Source organism: Vibrio sp. vnigr-6D03 (assembly GCF_002835515.1).
In the GTDB taxonomy this organism is placed as follows: domain Bacteria; phylum Pseudomonadota; class Gammaproteobacteria; order Enterobacterales; family Vibrionaceae; genus Vibrio; species Vibrio penaeicida.
Genome location: NZ_PIZL01000024.1, coordinates 1 through 23,710 on the forward strand (window position 1 = coordinate 1; position 23,710 = coordinate 23,710).

20 protein-coding genes are annotated in these 23,710 nt (G+C 39.5%); 13 read left to right on the forward strand and 7 right to left on the reverse strand.

Features of this window, described 5'->3' with window-relative positions; translation table 11 throughout:
- Positions 1-116 precede the first annotated feature (116 nt).
- Positions 117-929 carry a glycosyltransferase gene (locus tag CW749_RS19640; RefSeq protein ID WP_101113979.1) on the reverse strand — a complete coding sequence of 271 codons (813 nt, stop codon included), beginning with the start codon at positions 927-929 and terminating at the stop codon, positions 117-119.
- 1 nt (position 930) lies between these two features.
- Entirely contained in the window at positions 931-1,944 is a 1,014-nt protein-coding gene (locus CW749_RS19645) for a sugar transferase (RefSeq protein ID WP_101113980.1), read from the reverse strand.
- A gap of 387 nt (positions 1,945-2,331) precedes the next feature.
- On the opposite strand from CW749_RS19645, the gene rfbB reads away from it, so the two are divergent.
- From rfbB to CW749_RS19695, 10 genes are read left to right on the forward strand one after another with little or no spacing between them, the layout of a single operon-like run.
- Positions 2,332-3,402, forward strand: coding sequence for a dTDP-glucose 4,6-dehydratase (gene rfbB / locus CW749_RS19650; RefSeq protein WP_101113981.1), 1,071 nt, complete (start codon positions 2,332-2,334; stop codon positions 3,400-3,402).
- Positions 3,399-4,283, forward strand: coding sequence for a glucose-1-phosphate thymidylyltransferase RfbA (gene rfbA / locus CW749_RS19655; protein WP_101113982.1), 885 nt, complete (start codon positions 3,399-3,401; stop codon positions 4,281-4,283). Before rfbB ends, rfbA begins: the two co-directional genes overlap by 4 nt.
- On the forward strand, positions 4,284-5,165 hold the full coding sequence (gene rfbD, locus CW749_RS19660) for a dTDP-4-dehydrorhamnose reductase (RefSeq protein ID WP_101113983.1): 882 nt from the start codon (positions 4,284-4,286) through the stop codon (positions 5,163-5,165).
- Complete coding sequence (gene rfbC / locus CW749_RS19665) at positions 5,162-5,722, forward strand: dTDP-4-dehydrorhamnose 3,5-epimerase (protein WP_101113984.1); 561 nt, start codon at positions 5,162-5,164, stop codon at positions 5,720-5,722. The genes rfbD and rfbC overlap by 4 nt, the downstream gene beginning before the upstream one ends.
- Before the next feature lie 23 nt (positions 5,723-5,745).
- Positions 5,746-6,513: an ABC transporter permease gene (locus CW749_RS19670; protein WP_101113985.1), complete on the forward strand. Its 768-nt coding sequence runs from the start codon at positions 5,746-5,748 to the stop codon at positions 6,511-6,513.
- On the forward strand, positions 6,503-7,795 hold the full coding sequence (locus tag CW749_RS28255; RefSeq protein WP_180958452.1) for an ABC transporter ATP-binding protein: 1,293 nt from the start codon (positions 6,503-6,505) through the stop codon (positions 7,793-7,795). The genes CW749_RS19670 and CW749_RS28255 overlap by 11 nt, the downstream gene beginning before the upstream one ends.
- A gap of 4 nt (positions 7,796-7,799) precedes the next feature.
- The gene (locus CW749_RS19680; RefSeq protein WP_101113986.1) at positions 7,800-8,645 is read left to right on the forward strand and encodes a class I SAM-dependent methyltransferase; all 846 of its coding nucleotides are present in this window, start codon (positions 7,800-7,802) and stop codon (positions 8,643-8,645) included.
- A gap of 11 nt (positions 8,646-8,656) precedes the next feature.
- Positions 8,657-10,624, forward strand: a complete 1,968-nt coding sequence (locus CW749_RS19685; protein WP_101113987.1) for an HAD hydrolase-like protein — start codon at positions 8,657-8,659, stop codon at positions 10,622-10,624.
- Positions 10,625-10,626: 2 nt separating this feature from the next.
- On the forward strand, positions 10,627-11,850 hold the full coding sequence (locus CW749_RS19690; protein ID WP_101113988.1) for a glycosyltransferase family 4 protein: 1,224 nt from the start codon (positions 10,627-10,629) through the stop codon (positions 11,848-11,850).
- Positions 11,851-11,856: 6 nt separating this feature from the next.
- Positions 11,857-12,777, forward strand: a complete 921-nt coding sequence (locus tag CW749_RS19695; RefSeq protein ID WP_101113989.1) for a glycosyltransferase family 2 protein — start codon at positions 11,857-11,859, stop codon at positions 12,775-12,777.
- On the opposite strand, the gene CW749_RS19700 is transcribed toward CW749_RS19695, so the two are convergent.
- Complete coding sequence (locus CW749_RS19700) at positions 12,700-13,485, reverse strand: glycosyltransferase family 2 protein (RefSeq protein WP_101113990.1); 786 nt, start codon at positions 13,483-13,485, stop codon at positions 12,700-12,702. The two genes, CW749_RS19695 and CW749_RS19700, sit on opposite strands and share 78 nt — an antisense overlap.
- Positions 13,485-15,359 (reverse strand): nucleoside-diphosphate sugar epimerase/dehydratase, encoded by a 1,875-nt coding sequence (locus tag CW749_RS19705; protein ID WP_101113991.1) that lies wholly within the window; start codon positions 15,357-15,359, stop codon positions 13,485-13,487. The genes CW749_RS19700 and CW749_RS19705 overlap by 1 nt, the downstream gene beginning before the upstream one ends.
- A gap of 121 nt (positions 15,360-15,480) precedes the next feature.
- Between CW749_RS19705 and CW749_RS19710 the strand changes: the two genes are divergently transcribed.
- The 3 genes from CW749_RS19710 (at position 15,481) to CW749_RS19720 (ending at position 18,424) form a co-directional block, all read left to right on the forward strand.
- Positions 15,481-16,431 (forward strand): SDR family oxidoreductase, encoded by a 951-nt coding sequence (locus CW749_RS19710; protein WP_101113992.1) that lies wholly within the window; start codon positions 15,481-15,483, stop codon positions 16,429-16,431.
- A gap of 35 nt (positions 16,432-16,466) precedes the next feature.
- The gene (locus CW749_RS19715; protein ID WP_101113993.1) at positions 16,467-17,027 is read left to right on the forward strand and encodes a sugar transferase; all 561 of its coding nucleotides are present in this window, start codon (positions 16,467-16,469) and stop codon (positions 17,025-17,027) included.
- A 230-nt stretch (positions 17,028-17,257) separates the two neighbouring features.
- Positions 17,258-18,424 (forward strand): nucleotide sugar dehydrogenase, encoded by a 1,167-nt coding sequence (locus tag CW749_RS19720; protein WP_101113994.1) that lies wholly within the window; start codon positions 17,258-17,260, stop codon positions 18,422-18,424.
- Between the two features lie 71 nt (positions 18,425-18,495).
- Here CW749_RS19720 and CW749_RS19725 read toward each other — a convergent pair whose 3' ends face one another.
- From CW749_RS19725 to pbpC, 3 genes are all read right to left on the reverse strand, one after another.
- Positions 18,496-19,650, reverse strand: a complete 1,155-nt coding sequence (locus CW749_RS19725) for a peptidoglycan DD-metalloendopeptidase family protein (protein WP_101113995.1) — start codon at positions 19,648-19,650, stop codon at positions 18,496-18,498.
- A 65-nt stretch (positions 19,651-19,715) separates the two neighbouring features.
- Positions 19,716-21,254: a 2,3-bisphosphoglycerate-independent phosphoglycerate mutase gene (gpmM, locus tag CW749_RS19730; protein ID WP_101113996.1), complete on the reverse strand. Its 1,539-nt coding sequence runs from the start codon at positions 21,252-21,254 to the stop codon at positions 19,716-19,718.
- 250 nt (positions 21,255-21,504) lie between these two features.
- Positions 21,505-23,700, reverse strand: coding sequence for a penicillin-binding protein 1C (gene pbpC / locus CW749_RS19735; protein ID WP_101113997.1), 2,196 nt, complete (start codon positions 23,698-23,700; stop codon positions 21,505-21,507).
- Positions 23,701-23,710: the final 10 nt, after the last annotated feature.

Below are 23,710 nucleotides of genomic sequence, written 5' to 3' on the forward strand. Positions count from 1 at the left end.
CTGAAAGTGCGTCTGGTACGCCTTGGTCATAGTTTTACCTGTCATGCTATGAGGTGCATCTTAACACCTCTAATCAGGTGGCCAAATTCAACGTACCACTACAAACCTTAGATTGATTACTTGCGTAGAAAAATGCCATATACTTTCTTCATGAACGAACTAGGCATCAATCTACTAAAGCTTCGAGTAGCAAATACTAAAGCTGTACTTGGGTTTCGAGTAAGTCTTAGTTCATAAATTTTTTTCATTAGTGACAGCTCGCTTCTTGCGTATTCCTTGCCTCTCCTCCTTTCTAACATTCCATTTCCAACTCTTGCGCTGACTAAGACTTCCGGCATGTTGCTGAGTTTATAGCCATTAGCTTGAAGTCTAAGCCATAAGTAATAATCTTCCATATACAGTTGATGCTGGTAGCTACCAACGTTAAGAACAGCCCTCTTTCTAAAAATTGTAGCCATGTGATTCAATGGGTTTCTCTTTAAAATGTACTTTGGTATCTTTTTTTCAATGGGTACAGTTTTTTGTCTAAATGGTTTTTCATAGCAATGCTCAAATTCATAAATACTAGAACTCGCAGCGGATACTTCAGGGTTGGCGTCCATATACTTAACCTGTTTCAAAAATCTATCTCTGTGATTTATATCGTCAGTATCGATGCGAACAATTAAGTCATAAGAGCAAGCTTCGAGTCCTTTATTTAAAGCTTCACCAAGCCCAACATTTTTTGTAATGCAGACTTGCTTTAGGGGAAGCTTAGATTGCCATGACTTTAGAACTGCATATAGCTCTTCCGTCAGAGGACCATCATGAACAACGATAACCTCTGTTGCTTGTAGAGTCTGTTCTGCAACACTGTCAAAGCACTCTTTTAAATATGCAGGTTTTTCTTTGCGATACAGTGAGCAAAGTACAGAGAAATTTGAAGACACTTTACCTTCCCATCCCAAACAACACAGTCTTGATCGTTAGAAGCAAAATTTTTAATTCCATACGCCAATTTTGATGTTTTATATAAAAAATATCGTATTTGTGCTTCCATATAGCATCTTCTACTGATGCCCCGTATGGGTACTTAACCTGAGCTAAACCAGTAACGCCAGGTTTTACCGCGTGGCGAAATCGATAATAAGGAATTTCTTCTTCTAACTTTTCTATGAAAACTTCTCGCTCTGGGCGCGGGCCGACCATTGACATTTCATTTTTAAGAACATTAATAAGTTGAGGTAGTTCATCAATACGAGTTCTTCGAATAAACTTTCCAACACGGGTAACACGAACATCGTTTTGTGAAGCCCATTTCGCCCCGTCCTTTTCGGCATCATGTCTCATTGATCTGAATTTTATCACATCGAATTCTTCATTAAACTGTCCTGTTCTTCTTTGCTTGAAGAAGACTGGACCCGGCGATTCAAGCTTAATAAGTAACGCAGTGAACAACCCTATAGGAATGGCTACCCAGCCAATCAGGAATACAAATAACAGATCAATACTTCTTTTTTCCCACCCATTCTTTCGACTAGACAGTATGGAAAATGCTTTTTGATGCAAGAAATATCCACTATGAAGAAGTTCGGTCTCAGTGTACCCTAATGCTCGATCTAGGAAACCTACTAAAGGTTCTATTTGCGCTCCCAATTCCGTTGCTGCTACCAAAAAACTTTGTTGTTCAGGAGAGAGTTGAGCGCTTTTGAAATGACACAGAGTTTTGTTCTTAAAGTCTCGAATGGAGTAATCATTTAAGCAGACTGGTATGTGTGGGTGCCGTTTTAAAACTGTAAGGATCCCACCAGCATCACTTTCCGGACAGAAAACATAAATGCACCTGCCTAGCTTAGAGGTATCCTCTATGGGTATATTAGTAGTAGCTGGAGAGCCTATATTAGTTTGAATTTGTGGTTCTGTTTGCTGGCGTCTTTGCAATGTCTCACTGATACTATCATTCATAAATTTTATTCTATTCTAGCCAAAAAACTAATGCTCAACCGCAGTAGTCTCCCAATAGTAAACGATTAGGTAAGGTATTTGAAGTTAGACAAAGTAACAATCATTGAACATTAGTACATTTTTTACTTGAAGAATGTTACTACCGATAGGTTACATAGAATACGAATCAAATATTATTAGATGTTTGGTAATCATCAAGTTGGTAGAAGTAAGTTAGATTACCCTCGTACCCCAATCAAAATTCAGTTACAATTCTGACATTTTTTTAAGATGTTTCCCTCGGTTTGCTCGCATTTTGGAAGTGTTATCCAAGGGCGGTAGCGTGCTTGAATTCTAAGGGTAAATCGAGATTTTAAACAGAAGCGAAAACACAAACGGGTTGGAAGCATGAAGATATTGGTAACCGGTGGTGCTGGATTTATTGGGTCGGCAGTTGTAAGGCATATTATTGAAAATACAGGTAATTCTGTGGTCAATTTAGATAAATTGACTTATGCCGGAAATCTGGAATCATTGGAAACGGTTAACACGTCTGATCGCTATGCGTTTGTGCAAATAGACATATGTGATAAAGCAGCGCTAGAACATGTGTTTGAACAGCACAAGCCAAATATCATTATGCACTTAGCAGCAGAGTCCCACGTTGACCGTTCGATTGATGGACCGTCGGAATTCATTCAAACCAATATTATTGGTACATATAACCTTTTGGAAGTATCAAGAAGTTATTACAGCAAATTGGATACAGAGAACCAGGAAAGCTTCCGTTTTCATCACATCTCCACAGATGAAGTGTATGGTGACTTAGAGGGAACGGATGAACTGTTTACAGAAACCACGTCTTACGAGCCAAGCAGCCCGTACTCGGCATCAAAAGCATCAAGTGATCACCTAGTAAGGGCTTGGCAACGCACCTATGGACTGCCTACGCTAGTTACCAACTGTTCTAATAACTATGGTCCTTACCATTTCCCAGAAAAATTAATTCCGCTCATGATTCTTAACGCGCTTGAAGGCAAGCCGCTTCCAGTATACGGCGATGGTATGCAGATCCGTGATTGGCTCTATGTTGAAGACCACGCTCGCGCACTCTACAAGGTCGCGACCGAAGGTAAAATAGGGGAAACGTATAACATCGGTGGTCACAACGAAAAAGCGAATATTGAGGTGGTGCAAACGCTTTGCTCATTACTGGAAGAACTGGTACCAGAAAAGCCAGAAGGTATTGCAAATTACTCAGACTTGATTGCGTATGTAAAAGACAGACCTGGTCACGATGTACGTTATGCTATTGATGCGTCAAAAATTGAACGTGAACTTGGTTGGACACCAGAAGAAACCTTTGAATCTGGAATTAGAAAGACGGTCGAATGGTATCTGAGTAACCAAAAATGGTGGTCTAGAGTGCTTGATGGTTCATATGCACGTGAGCGCCTTGGTTCAGGAGATTCGAAATGAGAGGTATCGTTTTAGCAGGTGGCTCAGGGACGCGTCTTTACCCTCTGACTCGTGGCGTCTCTAAACAGTTGCTCCCGATTTATGACAAACCTATGGTGTTTTATCCGATATCGACATTAATGCTGGCTGGGATTCGAGACATATTAATCATCACTACACCAGAAGATAACGCTAGTTTTAAGCGTTTGCTGGGCGACGGTTCCGATTTTGGTATCAATCTAGAGTATGCAACTCAACCAAGCCCCGACGGTTTAGCCCAAGCCTTTACCATTGGCGAAGAGTTCATCGGTGATGATTCTGTTTGTTTAGTCTTGGGCGACAACATTTTCTATGGTCAGTCCTTTGGTCAGCAATTAAAGCACGCGAGAGAACTGGCTGAGCAGGGGCAAGCAGCCGTTTTTGGGTACCAAGTAAAAGATCCAGAGCGCTTTGGAGTGGTGGAGTTTGATATTGAGATGAAAGCCGTTTCAATCGAAGAAAAACCCCAGGTGCCCAAATCGAATTATGCGGTAACAGGTTTGTATTTCTACGACAATCGTGTGGTGGAAATGGCAAAACAGGTCAAACCATCTGCTCGTGGTGAGTTAGAAATCACCACACTAAATGAGATGTATCTTAATGATGGTAGTTTGAACGTTGAGCTACTTGGGCGAGGTTTTGCGTGGTTAGATACAGGTACTCATGAAAGTTTGCATGAGGCATCTTCTTTTGTACAAACGATTGAGCACGTTCAGGGCTTAAAAGTTGCGTGCTTAGAAGAGATTGCATGGCAGAACAAGTGGTTAACGGATGAAGAGTTAGCAGTAATTGCGGAACCAATGATGAAGAATGAATACGGTCAGTATCTTATGAGATTGATTAAAAACAGGAAGATCAGCTAGATGAAGGTCTTAGTGACGGGGTGCAGTGGACAAGTGGGCTACTGCTTGGTCGAACAACTCAAAAATCGTGCTGACATTGAGTTATTTGCTTATGATCGCGAAGAGCTTGATATCACGTCTCAAGATACAGTGTTTCGCTTGATTGAATCGTCGAATCCAAGCGTCATTATTAACGCTGCCGCACACACCGCGGTAGACAAAGCCGAGACGGATGTGGATTCCAGTTACGCTATTAATAGCGATGGTCCAAAGTATTTGGCTCAAGCGTCAGAGCGTATAGGTGCATTGCTGCTCCATATTTCGACAGATTATGTCTTCAACGGTTCGAAGCAATCTCCTTACATAGAATCAGATCCAACAGATCCACAAGGTGTGTATGGTCAAAGCAAGCTTGCTGGCGAAAAAATGGTTCAAGCGCACTGTACGCGTTATGGTATTTTAAGGACAGCATGGGTATTTGGTGAGCAGGGCAATAACTTTGTAAAAACCATGTTGCGTTTAGGTTCTGAGCGTCCTGAGTTGGGAATTATTGGTGATCAGTTTGGCGGACCAACTTATGCAGGGGATATTGCCACTGTACTTATTAAGATGATGGATAAGTATGCTCAATCAGCTGAAACACCATCCGGAGTGTTCCACTATTCTGGTGTTCCTCATGTAAGCTGGTATCAATTTGCGTGTGAAATCTTTGATCAAGCAGGCAAGCACCAAGTTCTTGAAAGCTTGCCGATAGTGAATGAAATTGCTGCGATCGAATACCCAACGCCGGCACCTCGTCCCGAAAATTCAAGACTAAACTGCCAGAAGATCACTGAAGTGTTCGATGTGACACAAAGTGACTGGAAACAGGCTTTAGAAAATATCAGAGAATATCAACAATGAAAGTAATTGATACTGCCATCCCCGATGTGAAAATTATTGAGCCAACAGTATTTGGGGATGAACGTGGCTTCTTTATGGAAACGTGGCAACAAAAGAAGTTTGAAGAATTGGTAACAGGCAAACCAACTCAGTTTGTACAAGACAATCACTCCAAGTCAAAGCAGGGGATCTTACGCGGCTTGCATTACCAAACAGAGAATACCCAAGGTAAGCTTGTGCGTGTGGTTTCTGGTGAAGTATACGACGTAGCTGTAGATATTCGAAAAGGCTCGAAAACTTTTGGTCAATGGATAGGCGTTTACCTATCAGCTGAGAACAAGCGGCAGCTATGGGTGCCCGAAGGTTTTGCCCATGGGTTTTATGTGACGAGTGAAGAAGCTGAGTTTGTGTATAAATGTACGGACTATTATCACCCCGATTCAGAAAAGTCTATTATATGGAACGATGAGTTACTAAATATTACGTGGCCAGAATATGATATAGGTATAGTATTATCTTCAAAAGACGAAAATGGTATTCCCTTTTCTGAGATAACCCCTTTAGACTTAAATAAATAACGAATATTATAGTGAAACTTTAAATGTTTAAATATCGGTACCTTTTACTCGAGCTAACTAAACGAGATATTCTTTCGAGATATCGAGGATCATCATTAGGATTTCTTTGGAACTTTTTTAACCCTCTTCTTATGTTGGTTATTTATAGTTTCGTTTTTGGGGTTGTTTTTAAAGCTAAGTGGGGAGTGGATACAACTCAAAATTTTGCTGTGATACTTTTTTCAGGATTAATAATTCATGCTTTTCTAGCTGAAATTATAAATATATCACCTAGCTTAATTTCTGGAAATGCAAACTACGTGAAAAAAGTGGTATTTCCTTTGGAGATATTACCCTTGAAACTTGTACTAACTTCCTTATTCAACCATTGTATTAGTTTGGGGATACTATTTTTATTTCTCATATTTAGTGGAAATGTACCAGTGACATGGATATATTATCCTATCATATTGTTCCCTTTAGTAATTATGGCTGTTTCAATCTCATTATTACTATCTTCTATTAGTTTATATATTAAAGATATATCGCATTTGGCAGGATTTTTATCAACAATATTGCTTTTCTTAAGTCCAATATTTTATCCTCTCAGTGCAATTCCAGAGAAATATCACGTTTATATATTGGCAAATCCTTTGGCTTACATAATAGAGCAGACTAGAAGTGTCTTGATTTTTGGGATTAAACCTAATTTTCTCGGCGTTTTTTCTTATTTAATAATTTCATTTTTGTTTTTATATCTGAGCGCTTTTATATTTAGAAGATTAAAGAAAGGATTTTCAGATGTTGTATGATAATTATTCGATTAAACTATCTAATATCAAAAAGAGCTTTTTAGAATACAGAAGTCCATTTGCAAGAATACTTGATGAACTATTAAAAAGTAGAAGTCGAGTAGCTAAGGAATACAGGGTACTAAATAATATTTCCTTCCAAATTAACCCAGGGGATACTGTCGGAATAATTGGAGTTAATGGTGCCGGAAAATCAACTCTGCTACAAATAATAACCGGCACGATGACTCAAACTTCTGGTAATGTTGACGTCAATGGTAAGTTATCGGCTTTACTCGAATTAGGTTCTGGATTCAACCCAGAATTTACAGGCCGGGAAAATGTGTATTTATCTTGTGCGCTTGCTGGTCTAACTAAGCAGGAATCTCAAGATTTGATTCCATGGGTACAAGAATTTGCTGATATTGGAGAATATTTTGATCAGGCTGTTAAATCATACTCTAGTGGGATGTACGTAAGATTAGCATTTTCGGTAGCAGTATGCCAAAAACCAGAAATTCTTATTGTTGATGAAGCGTTAGCGGTTGGCGATGTATTTTTTCAAAATAAATGCTTAGAGTTCATGAAAACAGAGCTAGCTAATTCTACTAAACTAGTTGTAACTCATGATATGCATACCGTAACGTCTATGTGTGATAAAGTTCTTTTACTGAATAATGGCGAAGTTGCCTTTTTTGGGGAACCAATCGAAGGTGTTGAGATCTATTTAAAAAATTATCAAAACCAATCTCAATCTACTGATACTTTAATTACGAGTGAATTAGATTCTTCTGATGGAAATAAGGCTTATAAGTCAGATATATCGGACGACTGGAAAGAGATATCTAAATCAAAAATCGCTGGGGGATTGGCAGCTAAAATATTAAGATATAAAACAAATTTGGAAGAGATAGCAAATAACCAGTATATAGTGAAAAATGGAGACTGTATTACTTTAGAATTAGTGGTTGAAGCTAAAATTGAAATAAAAAATGCAGTTTTTGGATATCTCATAAATGATAAGTATGGTAATAGTATATTAGGTTATAATAACCTTTCTCCTGAATGCAAATTTGATATATCGATCTCACCTGGCGAGTCTATATTAAAAGTGGAATTTGATTGGAATGATATTCGCCCTGGTGAGTACTTTATAACTTTAGGTATTGGTAATGGTACTGACCCTTTACATCATAGTATTGAGTGTTGGGCCCATAATATTATTGGAGTGAAAAATATTTCCCCTAATAATATCCACTTTGCATTATTTAATCATCCCTTTAAAAGTCTAAAAATTAGGTAAAATTATGTATCAGAATATAGAGTTTGATGTTGATTCTGTAAGAGATGACTCATTTTATTCCCCATGGGGAGGGCATCGTGAAATTGCTTATTATCTTGTGGAAACGACACGACCTAAGAAAATTGTTGAGCTTGGTACACATTGGGGAGTTTCTTTTTTTAGTTTTCTACAATCAATAAAAAATAATGAGCTAGAAACAGACATTTACGCAATTGACACTTGGGAAGGTGAAGAGCATGCAGGAAAATATGGTGATGAAGTATTCGAACACGTAAAAGGTTGTTGCCATAGCTTTTTTGCAAACCAGAAATATCATTTAGTAAGAAAATTATTCGATAATGCAGCTTGCGAGTTTGAGAATGAATCTATTGATATACTTCATATTGATGGTCTTCATACTTATGATGCAACTAAAAATGATTTCGAGGTTTGGTTACCTAAATTAAGCGAACAAGGTATAGTTTTATTTCATGACATAGCTTCTGATGTCGATTATGGGTCAAAAGATTATTGGAATGAAATTAAGGAAAAGTATGCTCACTTTGAAATCGATCACTCGTGGGGATTAGGAATATTATTCCCTAAGGGATTAGAGAAATATAAAATCTTAGTCGAAAATGATTTTGAAAAGACATTGTACTTGTTGAAGTTTAAATATCTTTCTCAATTGAAGGGTATACAATTAGAAAAAGCTGAGCAATTAATTAAAGATAAAGAAATTTTAATAAGGAAAACAGAAGAGCTGGCATTGGAAAGATTCGAAATAATGAGTAGATATGAAGAAGAAATTAATGAATTAAGATATAATAATAAATTTACTCGAATAAAAAAATTATTCAAGAAAAATTAAGAACTCTGAATATGAAAAAAGATAACAAGACTATTAATTTATCTGAACTAGTTGTATCAGATAATACGGAATTTATATTTACGGATTTCTTCGATACACTAGTTCATAGAAAATGTCATCCAGAAGAAATAAAAAAAAGATGGTGTGCTCAATTAATAGATTTTTTCAACTTGCCAATTTCTAGTAGAGAATTCTATGATTTAAGAAATTCTATAGAGAGCGAGTTATGTGGAAATCGTTATGTTGAAGTTCAAGAATCTGAATTTAAATATGAAGAACTCATTACCTTACTATGGCAGTTTTTAAAAAGTAAATATTTATTTGATTTTTCAGAAAGTGAATTTTTTGATACTTGCCTAAATATAGAGTTATCTTTAGAAAAAAAATCCCAAGAGGTTAACCTTGATGTTGTCAATTTTCTAGAAAATCAGATTAAACTTGGTATAAAAATAGTTATTGTTTCCGACTTTTATTGCGGTAAGGACTTTATTAAGTCATTATCCGATTATCATGGTTTTAGTGACTTAGTATCGGATATTTATGTTTCTTCAGATTATTTTAAGTCAAAAAGAAGTGGTAAGCTATATGAATACTTAATTGAAACTTATCATTTAAATCCAAATAATGTATTGATGATAGGTGATAACTATCACAGTGACTATAAGAAAGCAAAGGACGTAGGAATTAATTCAATTCATATCGACCGTAGTGATTTTTTTAAATCTTATGATCGTTCATTTGATAAAACTTCGAATTTGAATAATTTGAAAAAAGATCTGAAAAATGTATTTTCAAAGGATTCAGGTAAATTTCTTTGGGCGGTAATTCCTTTATATATCTTTACCATAAAATTAATTGCAAACCTAAATCGTAATAATGAAAAGGATGTAATATTCTTAGCTAGAGAGGGGGAGTTTTTAAAAGAGATTTTTGACGTTTTGTCTAAAGATCGTCCAAGTCGTATATCTAGCCATTATATGTATGCTTCTCGAAGAGGAACTTATCTTCCATCATTAAGTACTCTTGATGACGAAAGTTTTGAGAAGCTATTTAGACAATATCCTAAAATGTCCTTGAGTACTTTTCTAAAAACGGTAGGACTTTGTGATTATATTTCAATTCTACAAGGTGAATTAGAGGGGATCTCATTTGACGAGGTTCATGAGGAATTGAAGACGACAGAACCATTCCAAAAACTCATAAGCAGCACATCTTTTCGCTCTAAATATGAAGTATCTCGGGAAGAGCAAAATAAATACTTAAGAAAATACCTTGATTCACTGATATCAAATAAAGTAGTTAACCTTGTTGATGTCGGATGGAAGGGGAGTATACAAGACAATATTCATCTAGCTACTAAGAGAAGTATAAACGGTTATTATTGCTGCATACTTAGTGGTTCGAATTCCAGTTCTAATAATGTAAAGAATGGTCTACTCTTTCGTCAGCTTAGTGTTTTCAATGACAGTATATACAATGAGTTTAGGGCATCTTATGAAATTTTTTGTGGTGCGTCTCATGGTAGCCTAATTAGATATAGTGACACTAGCGATTTCGGTATCTTAGAAGATAATCGATATGAAACTGAATTATTTACATCTAAAATTCGCCCGTATCAAAAAAACTTTCTCAACGTAATAACTGTACTTGAAAAGTTAAAATTGGAGTATTCCTTAACTATTGATGAATTTGAAAGTATACTATTAAAGTTTTATGCCAAAGGAGTGTACTTTCCGTCCGATCAAGAAGTAAAAGAAATGTCAGAAATAAAGCACTATGAAAATTTTGGGACATTTAATTATTCTCAATTTGATGGTGAAAGCAATAAGAGTAGATTTAAATATATAATAGGAATTTTGAAAAACCCATCATACGAAATTGGTAAAGAGTGGTGGAAACCAGCTGCATTTACCAATAATGGTTGCTCTTTTTTAAAGTATATTTATTACTCTTATAAGAAATTTAAGTTAGGATTTTAGATATGAAGTATTGTTTTTTGGTTTGGAGCCCTGACATTAGTGGTGGTACGAATGTTATATTTGAACATGCTACTAGATTATTACTATCGGGTATCGATATAACGATTCTAACAGAAGAACGAGTAGATCCTAAAAGATTAACTTGGTTCCCAGGCGCAGAAAAATTAAATTGGCTTACATATGAGGAAGCTAGGAACATTGAGTTTGACTTGGTGATTGCGACTTGGTGGAGAACAGTATTCTATTTAGAGAAAGTTCAAGCTAAAAGATATGCATATTTTGTACAATCTATAGAGTCAAAGTTTTACTCTGAAGAGGAAAAATGCATAAGAAACTTAGTTGAACAAACTTATGCTCTACAGCTTGACTATATTACAGAGGCAACTTGGATTAAAGAGTACCTACAAGATAAATATGGTGTAAATGCTTTTCTAGTGAAAAATGGAATTAGAAAAGAGTATTTTAATCGAGATCTTTTACCCATTAAAAAGAGAGATGATAATAAAACTCGAGTTTTAATTGAAGGACCTTTAAATGTTTCTTTTAAAAATACTGAGTTGGCATTAGAGCTTGTGAAGAAAAGTAAAGCTGACGAGATCTGGTTGATGACCTCTACTGCGATTGGTGCAATGAAAGGAGTAGATAAATTATTTAGTCGAGTTCCAATTTCTAAGGTTGGATCTATTTATTCGTCATGTGATGTTCTTGTTAAGTTGTCTACAGTTGAAGGTATGTTTGGACCGCCTTTAGAAGCGTTTCATTGTGGGTGTACTGCCGTTACCTATGATGTCACAGGGTTTGATGAGTATATTAAGCACGACTATAATGCCTTAGTGTCTTTTACTAGAACCGATGATGAGGTCTTAAATTTTATCGACAAGCTTTGCCTTGATAAAAAAGCACAGCGAAATCTAAAGTCTAATGCTTTAATCACTGCGGATGAGTGGCCTGATTGGGATAAGAGTTCATCTTTGTTTGCGACAGTATGTAGGGATATTCTTGATGAAGACAGAGGACTTAATTACCTAAGCACTTTTAGTTCTGCTCGCCTCAGCTGGAGCTCGTTTGAAGAGTCAGAAAGATTAAAGGGGATTGAATCATCATCAAGGTATTTAAAGGCTCGGTTAAAATTATTAACGTATATAAATAATAACTTCCCTTCTCTTTTCTTTAAGCTTAGAAAAATTAAGTGGAATATAAAAGCTGCTTTGAACAGTAGGTCTTGACTACTTATGAATTTAATACGGTACGAAGTCATAATATGTACCTATAATGGGGCTAAGTATATTGAAGAGCAGTTAACTTCCATTTTAGTACAATCAATTAAACCATCTAGAGTTTTGATCTCAGATGATGGTTCAACTGACAATACCATTGAAATAGTTAAGAAGGTTTTCAATTTACACTATTATGAAAATTACGAGATTATCTTTGGCCCTCAAAAAGGTATATCACGTAACTTTTTCCACGCTATATCTAAGAGTATTGAAGAATTTGTTTTTTTATCAGATCAAGATGATATTTGGTTGAAACACAAAGCGGAAAGTTATCTTAGCTTCATTAATAAAAAAGGAAGCTCATCTAGTAAAGCGCAACTTGTTTTTTCTGATTCTACTCTAATAGACTCTAATGGAGAGAGATATGAAAATAGTTTTTTTGAGCATGAAAGAATAAGTGAAAAAACGATTTTAGATGACTCAATTTTACTTAAGAACTGCGTACAAGGTGCAACTGTCATGATGAATCGCCCTTTGATATTAACATTACAACATTCCTTGTCATTGATTGATGAGCGTAAAGTACTAATGCATGATTGGTGGTTAGCACTGCTAGCGAAATACACAGGAAATATATACTTTTTAAGTGGAAAGTTTATTCTCTATCGTCAGCATTCCAATAATGCTATCGGCGCTAGGAAGCATAAGAAAAATCTGTACCGGAAATTACATTACATAAATAAAAGTTTTAAAATATTTTTTAGAATTATGGATCAAGCATTTTTCCTTCTATTCTTTCTCAAGAAAATTGGATATGAAAAGCAGCTCAAAAACCTAGTTTTAAAAAACTGTGGACTCTCAAAGAGAGTGCTTTTTATTCTTTCTAGTCGATTTTTTTATTTTAGATTGAGTGAAAAAATATCTGAGAGAACTTAAGATGTACCAATAAAAATGTCTAGAAAACACATTTCGATTTTGGTGTGACGCATAATGAATGGCTTTAATGTCAGGAAAATAGTAGACATTGAGGCCTTTTTTGTTTGCACGGGTGCAAATGTCAGCATCTTCAAAGTACATAAAGAATTTCTCATTAAACCCTTTTAGCTTTTCAAAGCAATCTACCTTAAAAAGTAGGAAAGATCCTGCAGCCCAGTCTATTTTTGTTGGCGACGTTACCAAAGACTTATCAAACACATCGTTTCTTTGTAAGCCAACAAGAGAGCGTAATGGCCCAAGCAGTTCGGGGTACTTTCTTATCGACTTATCATAGATTGTATAGTGTTCGTCTTTAAAAAGATTGATGGCTGATATATCAGAGTTGTATTCTTTAGCCTGTACAAGTAAATCATTTATAGCACCACCTGTGACTTCTACATCAGGGTTGAGCACTAAAAAATAGTCATCTGATTGGATAGTATTTCTTATGTACTCGTATACTTCATTGTTGTTGGCTCCAAACCCTTTAACAGTATTACCTTGTATTAGAGTTATCCCTGACGCAATACAGTAGTTTTTTAGTTTTTCTGTTGCGATTGAATTGGATTTAATGAGCACCTTATGCTGGGTACTGAGTCGAGACAATGTTGGGTTGGCACATATCATGTCATCGTGATTGTGGTTAATAACGGAAATAAACAGTGCCATTAATGAGCCTCTTTTTTGGGTGTGTATTGTGTCGGTGCGGTAAGTAGTACGTCAATAATTTGGTTTAACGCGAAGTCGTGGCAATATTCATCCAGCTCGTCTAACACCGCTTCCATTTCTACCCAGGTCAATTTGTTTTCTTTTGCCGTCATGATTTTTTGATGGCTTGTACCTTCAACATCATCCCCAATTAAAAGCTCTTCATATAGTTTCTCCCCGGGTCTTAACCCAGTAATCTTTATTGCAATATCCCCTTCTTCTCCAGTGCCTTCCACATACTCTTGTAACCCCATTAAATGAATCATTCTTTTGGCGAGATCCAAGATTTTAACGGGTTCACCCATATCCAATACAAACACCTGACCGTTGTGCGCCATGGCTCCGGCTTGAATAACAAGCTGTGCAGCCTCGGGAATCAACATAAAGTAACGAGTGATATCAGTATGAGTTACGGTTACTGGTCCACCTTTTTTTATCTGTTTTTTGAATAGTGGAACAACTGAACCTGAAGAGCCCAGTACATTGCCAAAGCGTACCATGGTAAAAATAGTGTCTGTTTGCTTATCTGCAAGTGCTTGTAGTACCAATTCGGCCATTCTTTTGCTCGCACCCATAATATTTGTCGGCCGAACGGCTTTGTCGGTTGATATGAGTGTAAAGTGGCTAACTCCCGCTTCGATGGCCGCATTGGCGCAGGCTAAGGTACCAAAAACATTATTCCTTATGCCTTCAATGGCATTATCTTCTACAAGAGGAACGTGTTTGTACGCTGCAGCGTGATATACAGTATCTACACCATGTGCTTGCATTATTTTTAGCAATCGATTTTCTTTCTGAACAGAACCCAATGAAGCAACAATCTTAATGTCCAAACTCTGTTTATCTTTGAGTAGTTGTAATTCCTGATCGATCGCGTATAAGTTGTACTCATTGAGCTCAAATAAGATAAGAGTTTTAGGTTTATAATTCACAATTTGGCGGCAAAGCTCGGAGCCGATAGACCCTCCTGCCCCAGTAACCATAACATTCTTACCAAGAATGTTTTTTTCCATCAAATCAATGTCTGGTTCAACAGGGGAGCGCCCTAATAGATCGGCTACATCGAGATCTTTTACGTCTGTTGCTTGAGCTCTACCCGCTGCAATGTCTTCTACAGATGGGACCGACTGAACGGCGATGGGCCAGTTTGATAACTTTTCTAACAGCCTTAAGCGCTCGCCTTTATTGATATTGTTAATTGCTAGTAGCAACTTAACAGGCTGATATAGAGACATTAGGCTTTCAAAGTCCTCTGTGTGATGTACTTTGATGCCGAACATTACTTGTCCTGCTTTAGTCGCGTCATCGTCTAGCAATACGACTGGGTGATACTCATTACCTTGTACTAAGGCGTAAGCAAGGTCTCGACCAGTAGCCCCCGCTCCGTAGATAAATACGTTTGGCTTTTTCCTTCGGTAATAATGGTAGTAGATGGTTCTGAAAAGTACTCTTGGGCCACCCAGAGCTAAGATAGCGAAACCACAGTAGATGAAAGGAACACTTCGAGGTACAAAAGACTGAAAAAAGAAGCTGCTCAAAGCAAGCGTTACCGATGAGATAACAACCGCAATAAAGATATTTCCTAGGGCTGGTAGCATCATATATCGAAGAACCGCTCGATACATCCCCAACCGTATGAAGCAAAATATCGTCACGATAACTGTGCAGAGGGCGCTGGCTGTTTCGTCGAGTCCAATTTCGAAAGCGAAGTCGTCTAAACGCAGTGCCGTAGCAAGATAGATGGAGAATACGATGGCAAATGAATCGTATGAAATACTGATAAGACGTTTGTTTTTTCGGCTAGCGCTTAAAAGTCGACTAAGTAGCTTTATCATTTATTGCTCTGAATTGTGGAATCATTTTTATCTTTTATCGGGTGTATTGTAATATTCTTAAGTTATTTAAGCTAGGCGGCAATTTTGCTTCTGAGCGTTTGAAAGGCTAAGCGGTGGGAATTTGAAAGTACTTGTAACGGGCGGAACGGGCTTTGTTGGCAGTAGAGTGTCTCAAACGGCATCCAACATGGGATGGGATGTGAATGTTCAGCATAGAAAGACCGTACAAGCTGATAAGCGATTCGATTTTTTTCAACTCGACCTTGGGCTTGAAACGGATTGGGGTGGCGCTTTGCGGGGTGTGGACTGTGTTATACATTGTGCTGCGCGAGTGCATCAAATGAAAGAAGATGAAGCTTCCGCTTTCAAAGCGTACCAACGAGTCAATACGGAAGCAACGATTCATCTTGCTGGGCAGGCGGTAAAATCCGGTGTGAGAAGATTTATTTTTCTAAGCTCAATCAAGGTGAATGGCGAAAGCACTGAAATTGGAAAGGCGTTTACATCAAAGGTTGAGACTGCACCACTAGATCCTTATGGAAACAGTAAATACGAAGCAGAAGTAGAGCTCCAAAGACTCTCAAAAGAAACCGGGCTAGAAGTGGTTATTATTCGTCCGCCTTTGGTATACGGACCTGGCGTTAAAGCAAATTTCCGCTCTATGATGAAGATTGTCCATGCAGGTGTTCCCTTACCATTTGGCTGTGTCAAAAACGCTCGGAGTGTTGTGTATGTCGACAATTTAGTGGATTTGATTCTCGAGTGCGTAACTAATGATAAGGCTGGAGGTCAAACTTTTTTGGTTTCTGATGGTAAAAGTGTGTCGACCCCAGAGATTTTTAACGCGATTTCATCGAGTATGTCTAAGCGTTATTTTATGCTTCCGATCCCCGTTCGCATGTTAACATTAGCTGCATCGTTACTTGGAAAAAAAGCCGTAATGGATAGAATCACTGGGAATTTAGAAGTTGATGCGACGGATACGTTTTCTCGCCTTAACTGGCAGCCTTCCATTTCTTTTCAATACGGTATTCAAAGAACCGTCGATCACTTTTTGGCATCCAAAAAATGAAAACGTGTAATTCACTTTAGTTGATAAGATTCAGTATGACTTTTACTTTACGCATCCTAGATTTTTTGTTTGCAATCATTGGACTGATAGTACTCTGGCCAGTATTGCTTATTGTGTACATCGTTGGATTGTTCGATACCGGAGCACCAGTCTTCCGCCAAGAAAGGGTAGGTAAAAACCTAAAGCCCTTCACGCTTATTAAATTTCGTACCATGCCAGTGGATACAAAATCGGTGGCCACTCATCTTGTGAATGCTTCTTCTGTTACCAAGTTTGGTTCTTTTTTGCGAAAAACGAAACTTGATGAACTCCCTCAACTTATCAACGTGGTGAAAGGGGAGATGAGTTTGGTTGGTCCAAGACCTTGTCTTTTTAACCAGTCCGAGTTGATTGAAAAAAGGAGTGAGCGTCATGTTTTCGATGTATTACCTGGGATCACGGGATTGGCTCAAGTTAATCAAGTTGACATGTCAACGCCGGAGAAATTATCACAATTAGACAGTGAAATGATAAAAACAATCAGCGTTCACAATTATTTTCGGTATATTTTACAAACCGTATCCGGAAAAGGTTCTGGTGATCGAGTTCGTAATTAACTCGAATACATTAGCAGCCTTAGGGCTGCTTTTTCATTGTCATACTCCTCTCACACCTAATTCATCCCTGTTTCATAATATACCTCTACGTTAGTTTGCTAAATTTGCTTGAAAGCTCATATTTTTTCTTTTGAGCGAAAATAAGCACGTCATTTGCGCAATTTAAAATCGATGCTGTACTTGAATAAGTCACAGAGCGTCGATTTTTTGTTAGTTAGGGTAGGGAATAGATGAAAATCGCAATTGCAGGGACAGGTTATGTTGGGTTATCCAATGCAGTCCTGTTAGCTCAACATAATAAAGTTGTAGCCGTAGATGTCATTGAAAATAAAGTAAATCTTATTAACGACAAAGTATCTCCCATTGCAGACAAAGAAATCGAATCGTTTTTTTCTGAAAAACCGTTGAATTTAGTGGCGACATTAGACAAAGAAAGCGCATACAAAGATGCAGAATATGTCGTTATCGCTACTCCAACGGATTATGACCCAGTAACCAATTACTTTAAAACGGCTTCTGTAGAGGCGGTGATTAAAGATGTCATGGCAATCAATCCAAACGCGACGATGGTGATTAAGTCGACAGTACCAGTTGGCTATACGGAGCGTATTAGAAAAGAACTAGATTGCGATAACATTATATTTTCTCCTGAGTTTTTGCGAGAAGGGCGGGCGCTTTATGACAACTTGCATCCGTCTCGAATCATTGTTGGTGAGCAAAGTGAGAGGGCAAAGAAATTTGCGGATCTGCTCGTTCAAGGTGCTGAAAAAGAGAACATTGAAGTTCTTTTTACCAACTCAACAGAAGCAGAAGCTGTTAAGTTGTTCTCTAATACATACTTGGCGATGCGTGTTGCGTACTTCAACGAGTTGGATTCCTACGCGGAAGCGCATGGATTAGATTCTCGCCAGATTATTGAAGGTGTTGGTCTCGATCCTCGTATCGGCAGCCATTATAACAACCCTTCATTTGGCTACGGTGGTTACTGTCTACCAAAAGATACAAAGCAGCTTTTGGCGAACTATCAAGACGTGCCGAACAACATTGTTCAAGCGATTGTGGATGCCAACCGAACGCGCAAAGATTTCATTGCTGAATCTATTCTTCAAAAGCAACCAAAAGTGGTTGGGATATATCGCTTAATCATGAAAGCGGGGTCAGATAATTTCCGTGCCTCGAGTATTCAAGGAATCATGAAACGCCTAAAAGCAAAGGGCATTGAGGTTGTGGTCTTTGAACCTGTTTTGGAAGAGAAAGAGTTTTTCCATTCGAAAGTCATGACGGATTTGAATGAATTTAAGAACAAGTCGGACGTGATTGTATCGAACCGCATGGTTGAAGAGCTCAGTGATGTAAAAGATAAAGTCTACACACGAGACTTGTTTGGCAGCGACTAAGCATGAATTGAATTCAACATAAAAAAGGAGCACTTAGTGCTCCTTTTTTATTTGTGTTTTATTAAGTGTTCTTATCTGGTTAACCAAGATTTTGGGTTTTGAGCTTTACTGTTCCGACGTATCTCAAAGTATAGGGAGGTTCTGTCTTGTCCTCCCGTATCCCCTGCGAGTGCAATGGTTTCCCCAGCTTGAACTTTGTCGCCCTCTTTCTTCATCAGGGTCTGATTAAAGCCGTACAACGTCATGTCGCCCTTTCCATGGTCGACTAACACAAGCAAGCCATAGCCTCGTAAGTATTCTGCGAAAACCACGGTTCCCGAATACACGGCTTTTACTGGTTGTTGGTGTTTAGCGCTGATCACCATACCTTTCCAGTTTACTTGCCCAGTCTGTTTTGTACCGTAATTGTGCAACACTCTGCCTCGAAGTGGCCACGGAAGTCGTCCTTTTTGCTTGCTTAGACCGTTCATTGGAATAGCGGCGCGTTTTGCGGCTTTGGCGATTTCGGCTTTTAACCGGTTTTCGTTGCGTTGCAGTTCGGATAAATACGTTTTGTCGTTTTTAACGGTGCTTTTAATTTTAGAGACGGTTTTCTTACGGCTTGATTGTGAACTGGTTAGTGCTTTCTTCTTGGATTGTTGAGTCGCCAGCAAATCGGATATTTCTTGTTGTTTTTGTCTCAACGCACGGTGGGTGGATTCCAATTCGGTTTCGGTTGCCATGAGTGCTTCAATGGCTTTAGTGCGCTCTTTGGCTAAGTGTTGGAAATAGTGCCCAATGCGATCCAATTCGGCTTTGTTATCACTTTGCAGAAGGGACGCTGCATCGTATTTGCGTCGAGTTATGTAATAGGTTTTGACCAGCTCTTTTAACGTGTCACTTTGTAATTTTTGCTGCTTTTCTAATGCGGACTTCTGTTTCTGGTATTGGCTTAGGTTGGTGTTGGCCTTCTTTAGGTTGGCTTCAGTCTGCTTGATCGTCTTCTCTATCGCATTGATTGAAAGCTCTTGTTTTTTGAGTTCGCCTTGCAGTTTGTTGAGCTGCTTCTGTGCTTTATTGAGCTGCTGCTGTTGGCGCGAAATTTCTGTTTTTACCCCTTTAAGTTCAGTTTGAGAAGCCGCAAGTGCACTGCCACTGAATGTCGAGATAACGATAAGAAGACATGAGAAAACGCCAGCGCGAAATACACTGGCGTTTAAGGAATACTGTAAATTAAACAGGTTCATCCGTATGAATCGTTCCGCCATAAGACGAGGCTGAAGCAGTTCCAGCCTCTTGATTATGAGGATGATTATTTCAGATTAACGATCACCTGACCAGTCATCTCAGCAGGGATTTCCAGATCTGATAGCTGAAGCATTGTCGGAGCAAGGTCAGACAGCTTACCGCCTTCAACAAACTCAAGCTCACGGCTACCCACGTATACCAATGGAACCGGAAGGTTAGTGTGCGCAGTGTGCGTACCGCCTGTTTCAGGGTCGATCATCATTTCCGCGTTACCGTGGTCAGCCGTAATAAGAACCTGGCCGTCTACTTCACGAATGGCTTCAACCACTTTACCTACACATGCATCTACAGCTTCGATAGCTTGAACTGCTGCTTCGTAAACGCCTGTGTGACCAACCATATCTGGGTTAGGGTAGTTACAAATGATAGAGTCGTATTTGCCTGATTTGATAGCAGCAACGAATTTCTCAGTCAGTTCTGCAGAGCTCATTTCTGGTTGTAGGTCGTAAGTCGCCACTTTTGGAGAAGCAACTAAGCTACGCTCTTCACCTTCAAATTCAGCTTCTACGCCACCATTGAAGAAGAAAGTAACGTGTGCGTATTTTTCTGTTTCAGACATACGAAGCTGAGTTTTGCCACACTTAGATAGCCACTCACCTAGCGTGTTGTCTAGAGAAGCTGGTGGGAATGCCGTTGCCAGAGGGATGTCTGCCGCATATTGCGTCAGCATAACGAACTCTGCTGATGGGAATACGTTGCGCTCAAAACCAGCGAAATCGGTAACGAAAGTACGCGTAATTTGACGAGCACGGTCCGCACGGTAGTTCATGAAGATAACGGCATCGCCATCTTGAATGCTTGCGTCTTCTTGACCTTCTGCTTGAAGAGTTGTCGCTTTAACGAATTCATCGTTTTCGTCACGTGCGTACGCCGCTTCTAAACCTTCAACAGCGCTGCTGTATGTGAATTCTGCTTTTGCTTCAGTCAGCAATTCGTAAGCGACTTGAACGCGATCCCAGTTGTTATCACGGTCCATTGCGAAGTAGCGACCCACTAAAGAAGCCACCCGGCCTTTGCCTAGCTCGGCAAACAAGTCATCAAAACGTTTTAGAGAGTTTTCTGCGCTGCGTGGTGGAGTGTCACGTCCGTCAAGGAAGCAGTGAAGGTAAATCTTTTCAGCGCCACGTGCTGCTGCCATTTTTACTGCAGCGTAAATGTGGTCTTCGTGGCTGTGAACGCCACCTGGAGACATTAGGCCCATCAAATGAACGGCTTTACCTGCATTAACGGCTTTGTCGATCGCAGCAACCAATGCTTCATTCTGTTGGAACTCACCGTCAGCAATCGACTTGGTAATACGAGTTAAATCTTGGTATACCACACGACCTGCACCAATGTTGGTGTGGCCCACTTCTGAGTTACCCATTTGACCGTCAGGCAGACCTACGTCAAAACCAGATGCAGAAATAAGTGTGTTTGGTTGGGTTGCTAATAGCTCATCCATAACCGGTGTTTTAGCGTTAGCAATAGAGTTGCTTGCTGTGTCTTCACGGTGTCCCCACCCATCCAAAATAACTAGAGCCATTGGCTTCTTAGCTGACATAGTTCTAACCTCGTCAAATTCAAAGTAACTGATAAATAAAATTAGCGTAATTTTACTACACTTTGTAGTCGAAACTGTAGCCTTAGATCAAATAATGATCGCGACTGACTGTTACAAGTTTTCAAAAGTGCGTTGCAGTTGGAACGGATTATTGCGAATTACAGGAAGGAAAGACAATCATTTTCAGTGACGGACGGTATTGAAAGCGTCTATTCTTGGGCTAAGTTTGAGTTGCTATCTCGAGTGAAGACTACTTAAAAACTTGGATAACGACATTATCACAGTGAATTAGGCAGACGGTTAATTGGTAGCGACCATCGCTTAACCGATCAAATTCAATCTCTGGCTTTGAAAGTGGCTGATCATTCAAATACCAACCAGCATTCTCTGCGCTCGCTTTGAGGTTTAAAACTTGCCCAGGGTAGGGAAAAAACTGCATTTCGTTCTGAGGCGTTAAAATCGTGACGCGTTCTTGGCGAATAGGTGCGGATTGATTCAAAGATATACCTTTTGATAGTGACCACTGCTGCAACGGCTCTGGCCACTGATGCAAGGTATTGAAAGGTTCTTGGTACCTCAACGTTGGTGGTGCTTGCTCGTCAATTAGCCACGCGGGCTGAGTGCTCAAACAGTCTTCTCGTTTAATCTGCGTCTGTAATAACCCACTTGGCCAACATACAATGCTAGAAGACACATTGATAGGCTTGATGAGTGGCTTAGATTCTGGTGGAAGTAAATCAAACACATCAAACATGATGGGAGCGGCTTGCTTGGCTCCAGTTTGCCCTACGTTGGGGGAGCCGTCCGGTCTTCCTACCCATACCCCAACTGTGTATCTAGGGCTAACGCCAATGGACCAAGCATCGCGGAATCCGTAACTGGTGCCTGTTTTCCAAGCGACTTTTCTGCCGTGTGCAGGGGCAAAGCGCTGAGGCGGTGGAATTTGAGACAAGATGTCAAACAGAATCCAACTCGCTTCTGGAGTCAGTAATTTATTCTGCGCTGTTGTTTCACCTTCAAGGTATCTCGGTTTTATGGCAACCCCTTCTTTTACTAGTGAAGAGTAGAGAGAAACAAGACCTTCTAAGTTAGTACCTACTCCGCCTAAAGCAAAAGATAAGTTTGCGTCATCTGCCTTTAGAGGGATTTGGCTTGTGTTTAAAAAACGTAGGAACTCTTCAGGACCAAGCAAGCTAAGAACTTGTACGACAGTAGAGTTCTTAGAGAGTTGCAGCGCTTTGTCCATGCGGATCGGACCGCTGAAATAACGGTTAAAGTTTTGTGGCTGGTAGCTCCCATGTGCAATAGGGATGTCCATCATTAAACTGCCACTATGGATGAGCTGTTTTTCCAGCGCCATCCCGTAAATAAAGGGCTTCAACGTTGAGCCTGGGGAGCGAATTGCCTGCACCATGTCGACATGCCCATAACGACGCAAGTTCGCGAAGTCAGCGGAACCTTTGTAAGCAATCACTTCTCCGGTAGCGTTCTCCATCACAAGCACGGCGCTGGAGAGTGTGGATGACCAATCAGTCGAGCGCTTTGATATCAGTGCTTCGATTGAAGATTGCAATGTGTGATTGATGAAAGTGTCAAAGTCTGCAAGGTTTGGCTGGTTTGAACGCAGCCTTCTCGCAAGTAGTGGACTCATCACGGGTGAAAGGTACCTAGATGCACCGAGTGGAGAGCTTGCTAATAGACGAGTGGTAGAGTCCGTCAGTGCCAATGCTTTGCTGACCCTGTACAGAACTTTGTTCCTTGCCGTTAATGCACGCTTAGGGTGGCGATCGGGGCGAGTACTGCTGGGACGCTGAGGCAGCACCACTAAGGTGAGCGATTCGGTTAAATTGAGGTTCTGAGCCGATTTACCAAAGTAACGTTGTGCTCCAGCTTCGACCCCTTCAATGTTTCCCCCCATTGGCGTATGGGTCAGGTACAAATCTAAAATCTCTTCCTTGTTGTAAGCCAGTTCGATTTGTATGGCTCTAAATATTTGCTCGACTTTACCAGCGTATGAACGCTCATAAGGATAAAACATGCGTGCGACCTGCATAGTAATTGTGGAGCCGCCTGAAATTACACGCCCATGGGAGACTTGTTGAATCAATGCTCTAGCCAGAGAGAAAGGGTTAAAGCCGGGGTGAACGTAAAAGTACTTATCTTCATATTCCAGCAGAGCCGTTAAGTACACGTCTGAGACTGGGCGCAAAACCTTTCCATCGATCACTTGGTGTTTTACTGGGGTTCGAAAAATACCTTTGGAGTTGGAAAATTGGCGTAGCACCTCGCCATTTTTACTATAGACCGTGGTGCTGTGATCCAATTTCTGCGCAAGGTTAAGAGGTGAGCGGGCATTTGCGATAAAAAAAGCCCCGACGATAAGCAGTATTAGAATCAAAATACTGCTTAACGCCCCAATGCACAGTCGCTTGGATAAAGGCTTCATCACGCGATCG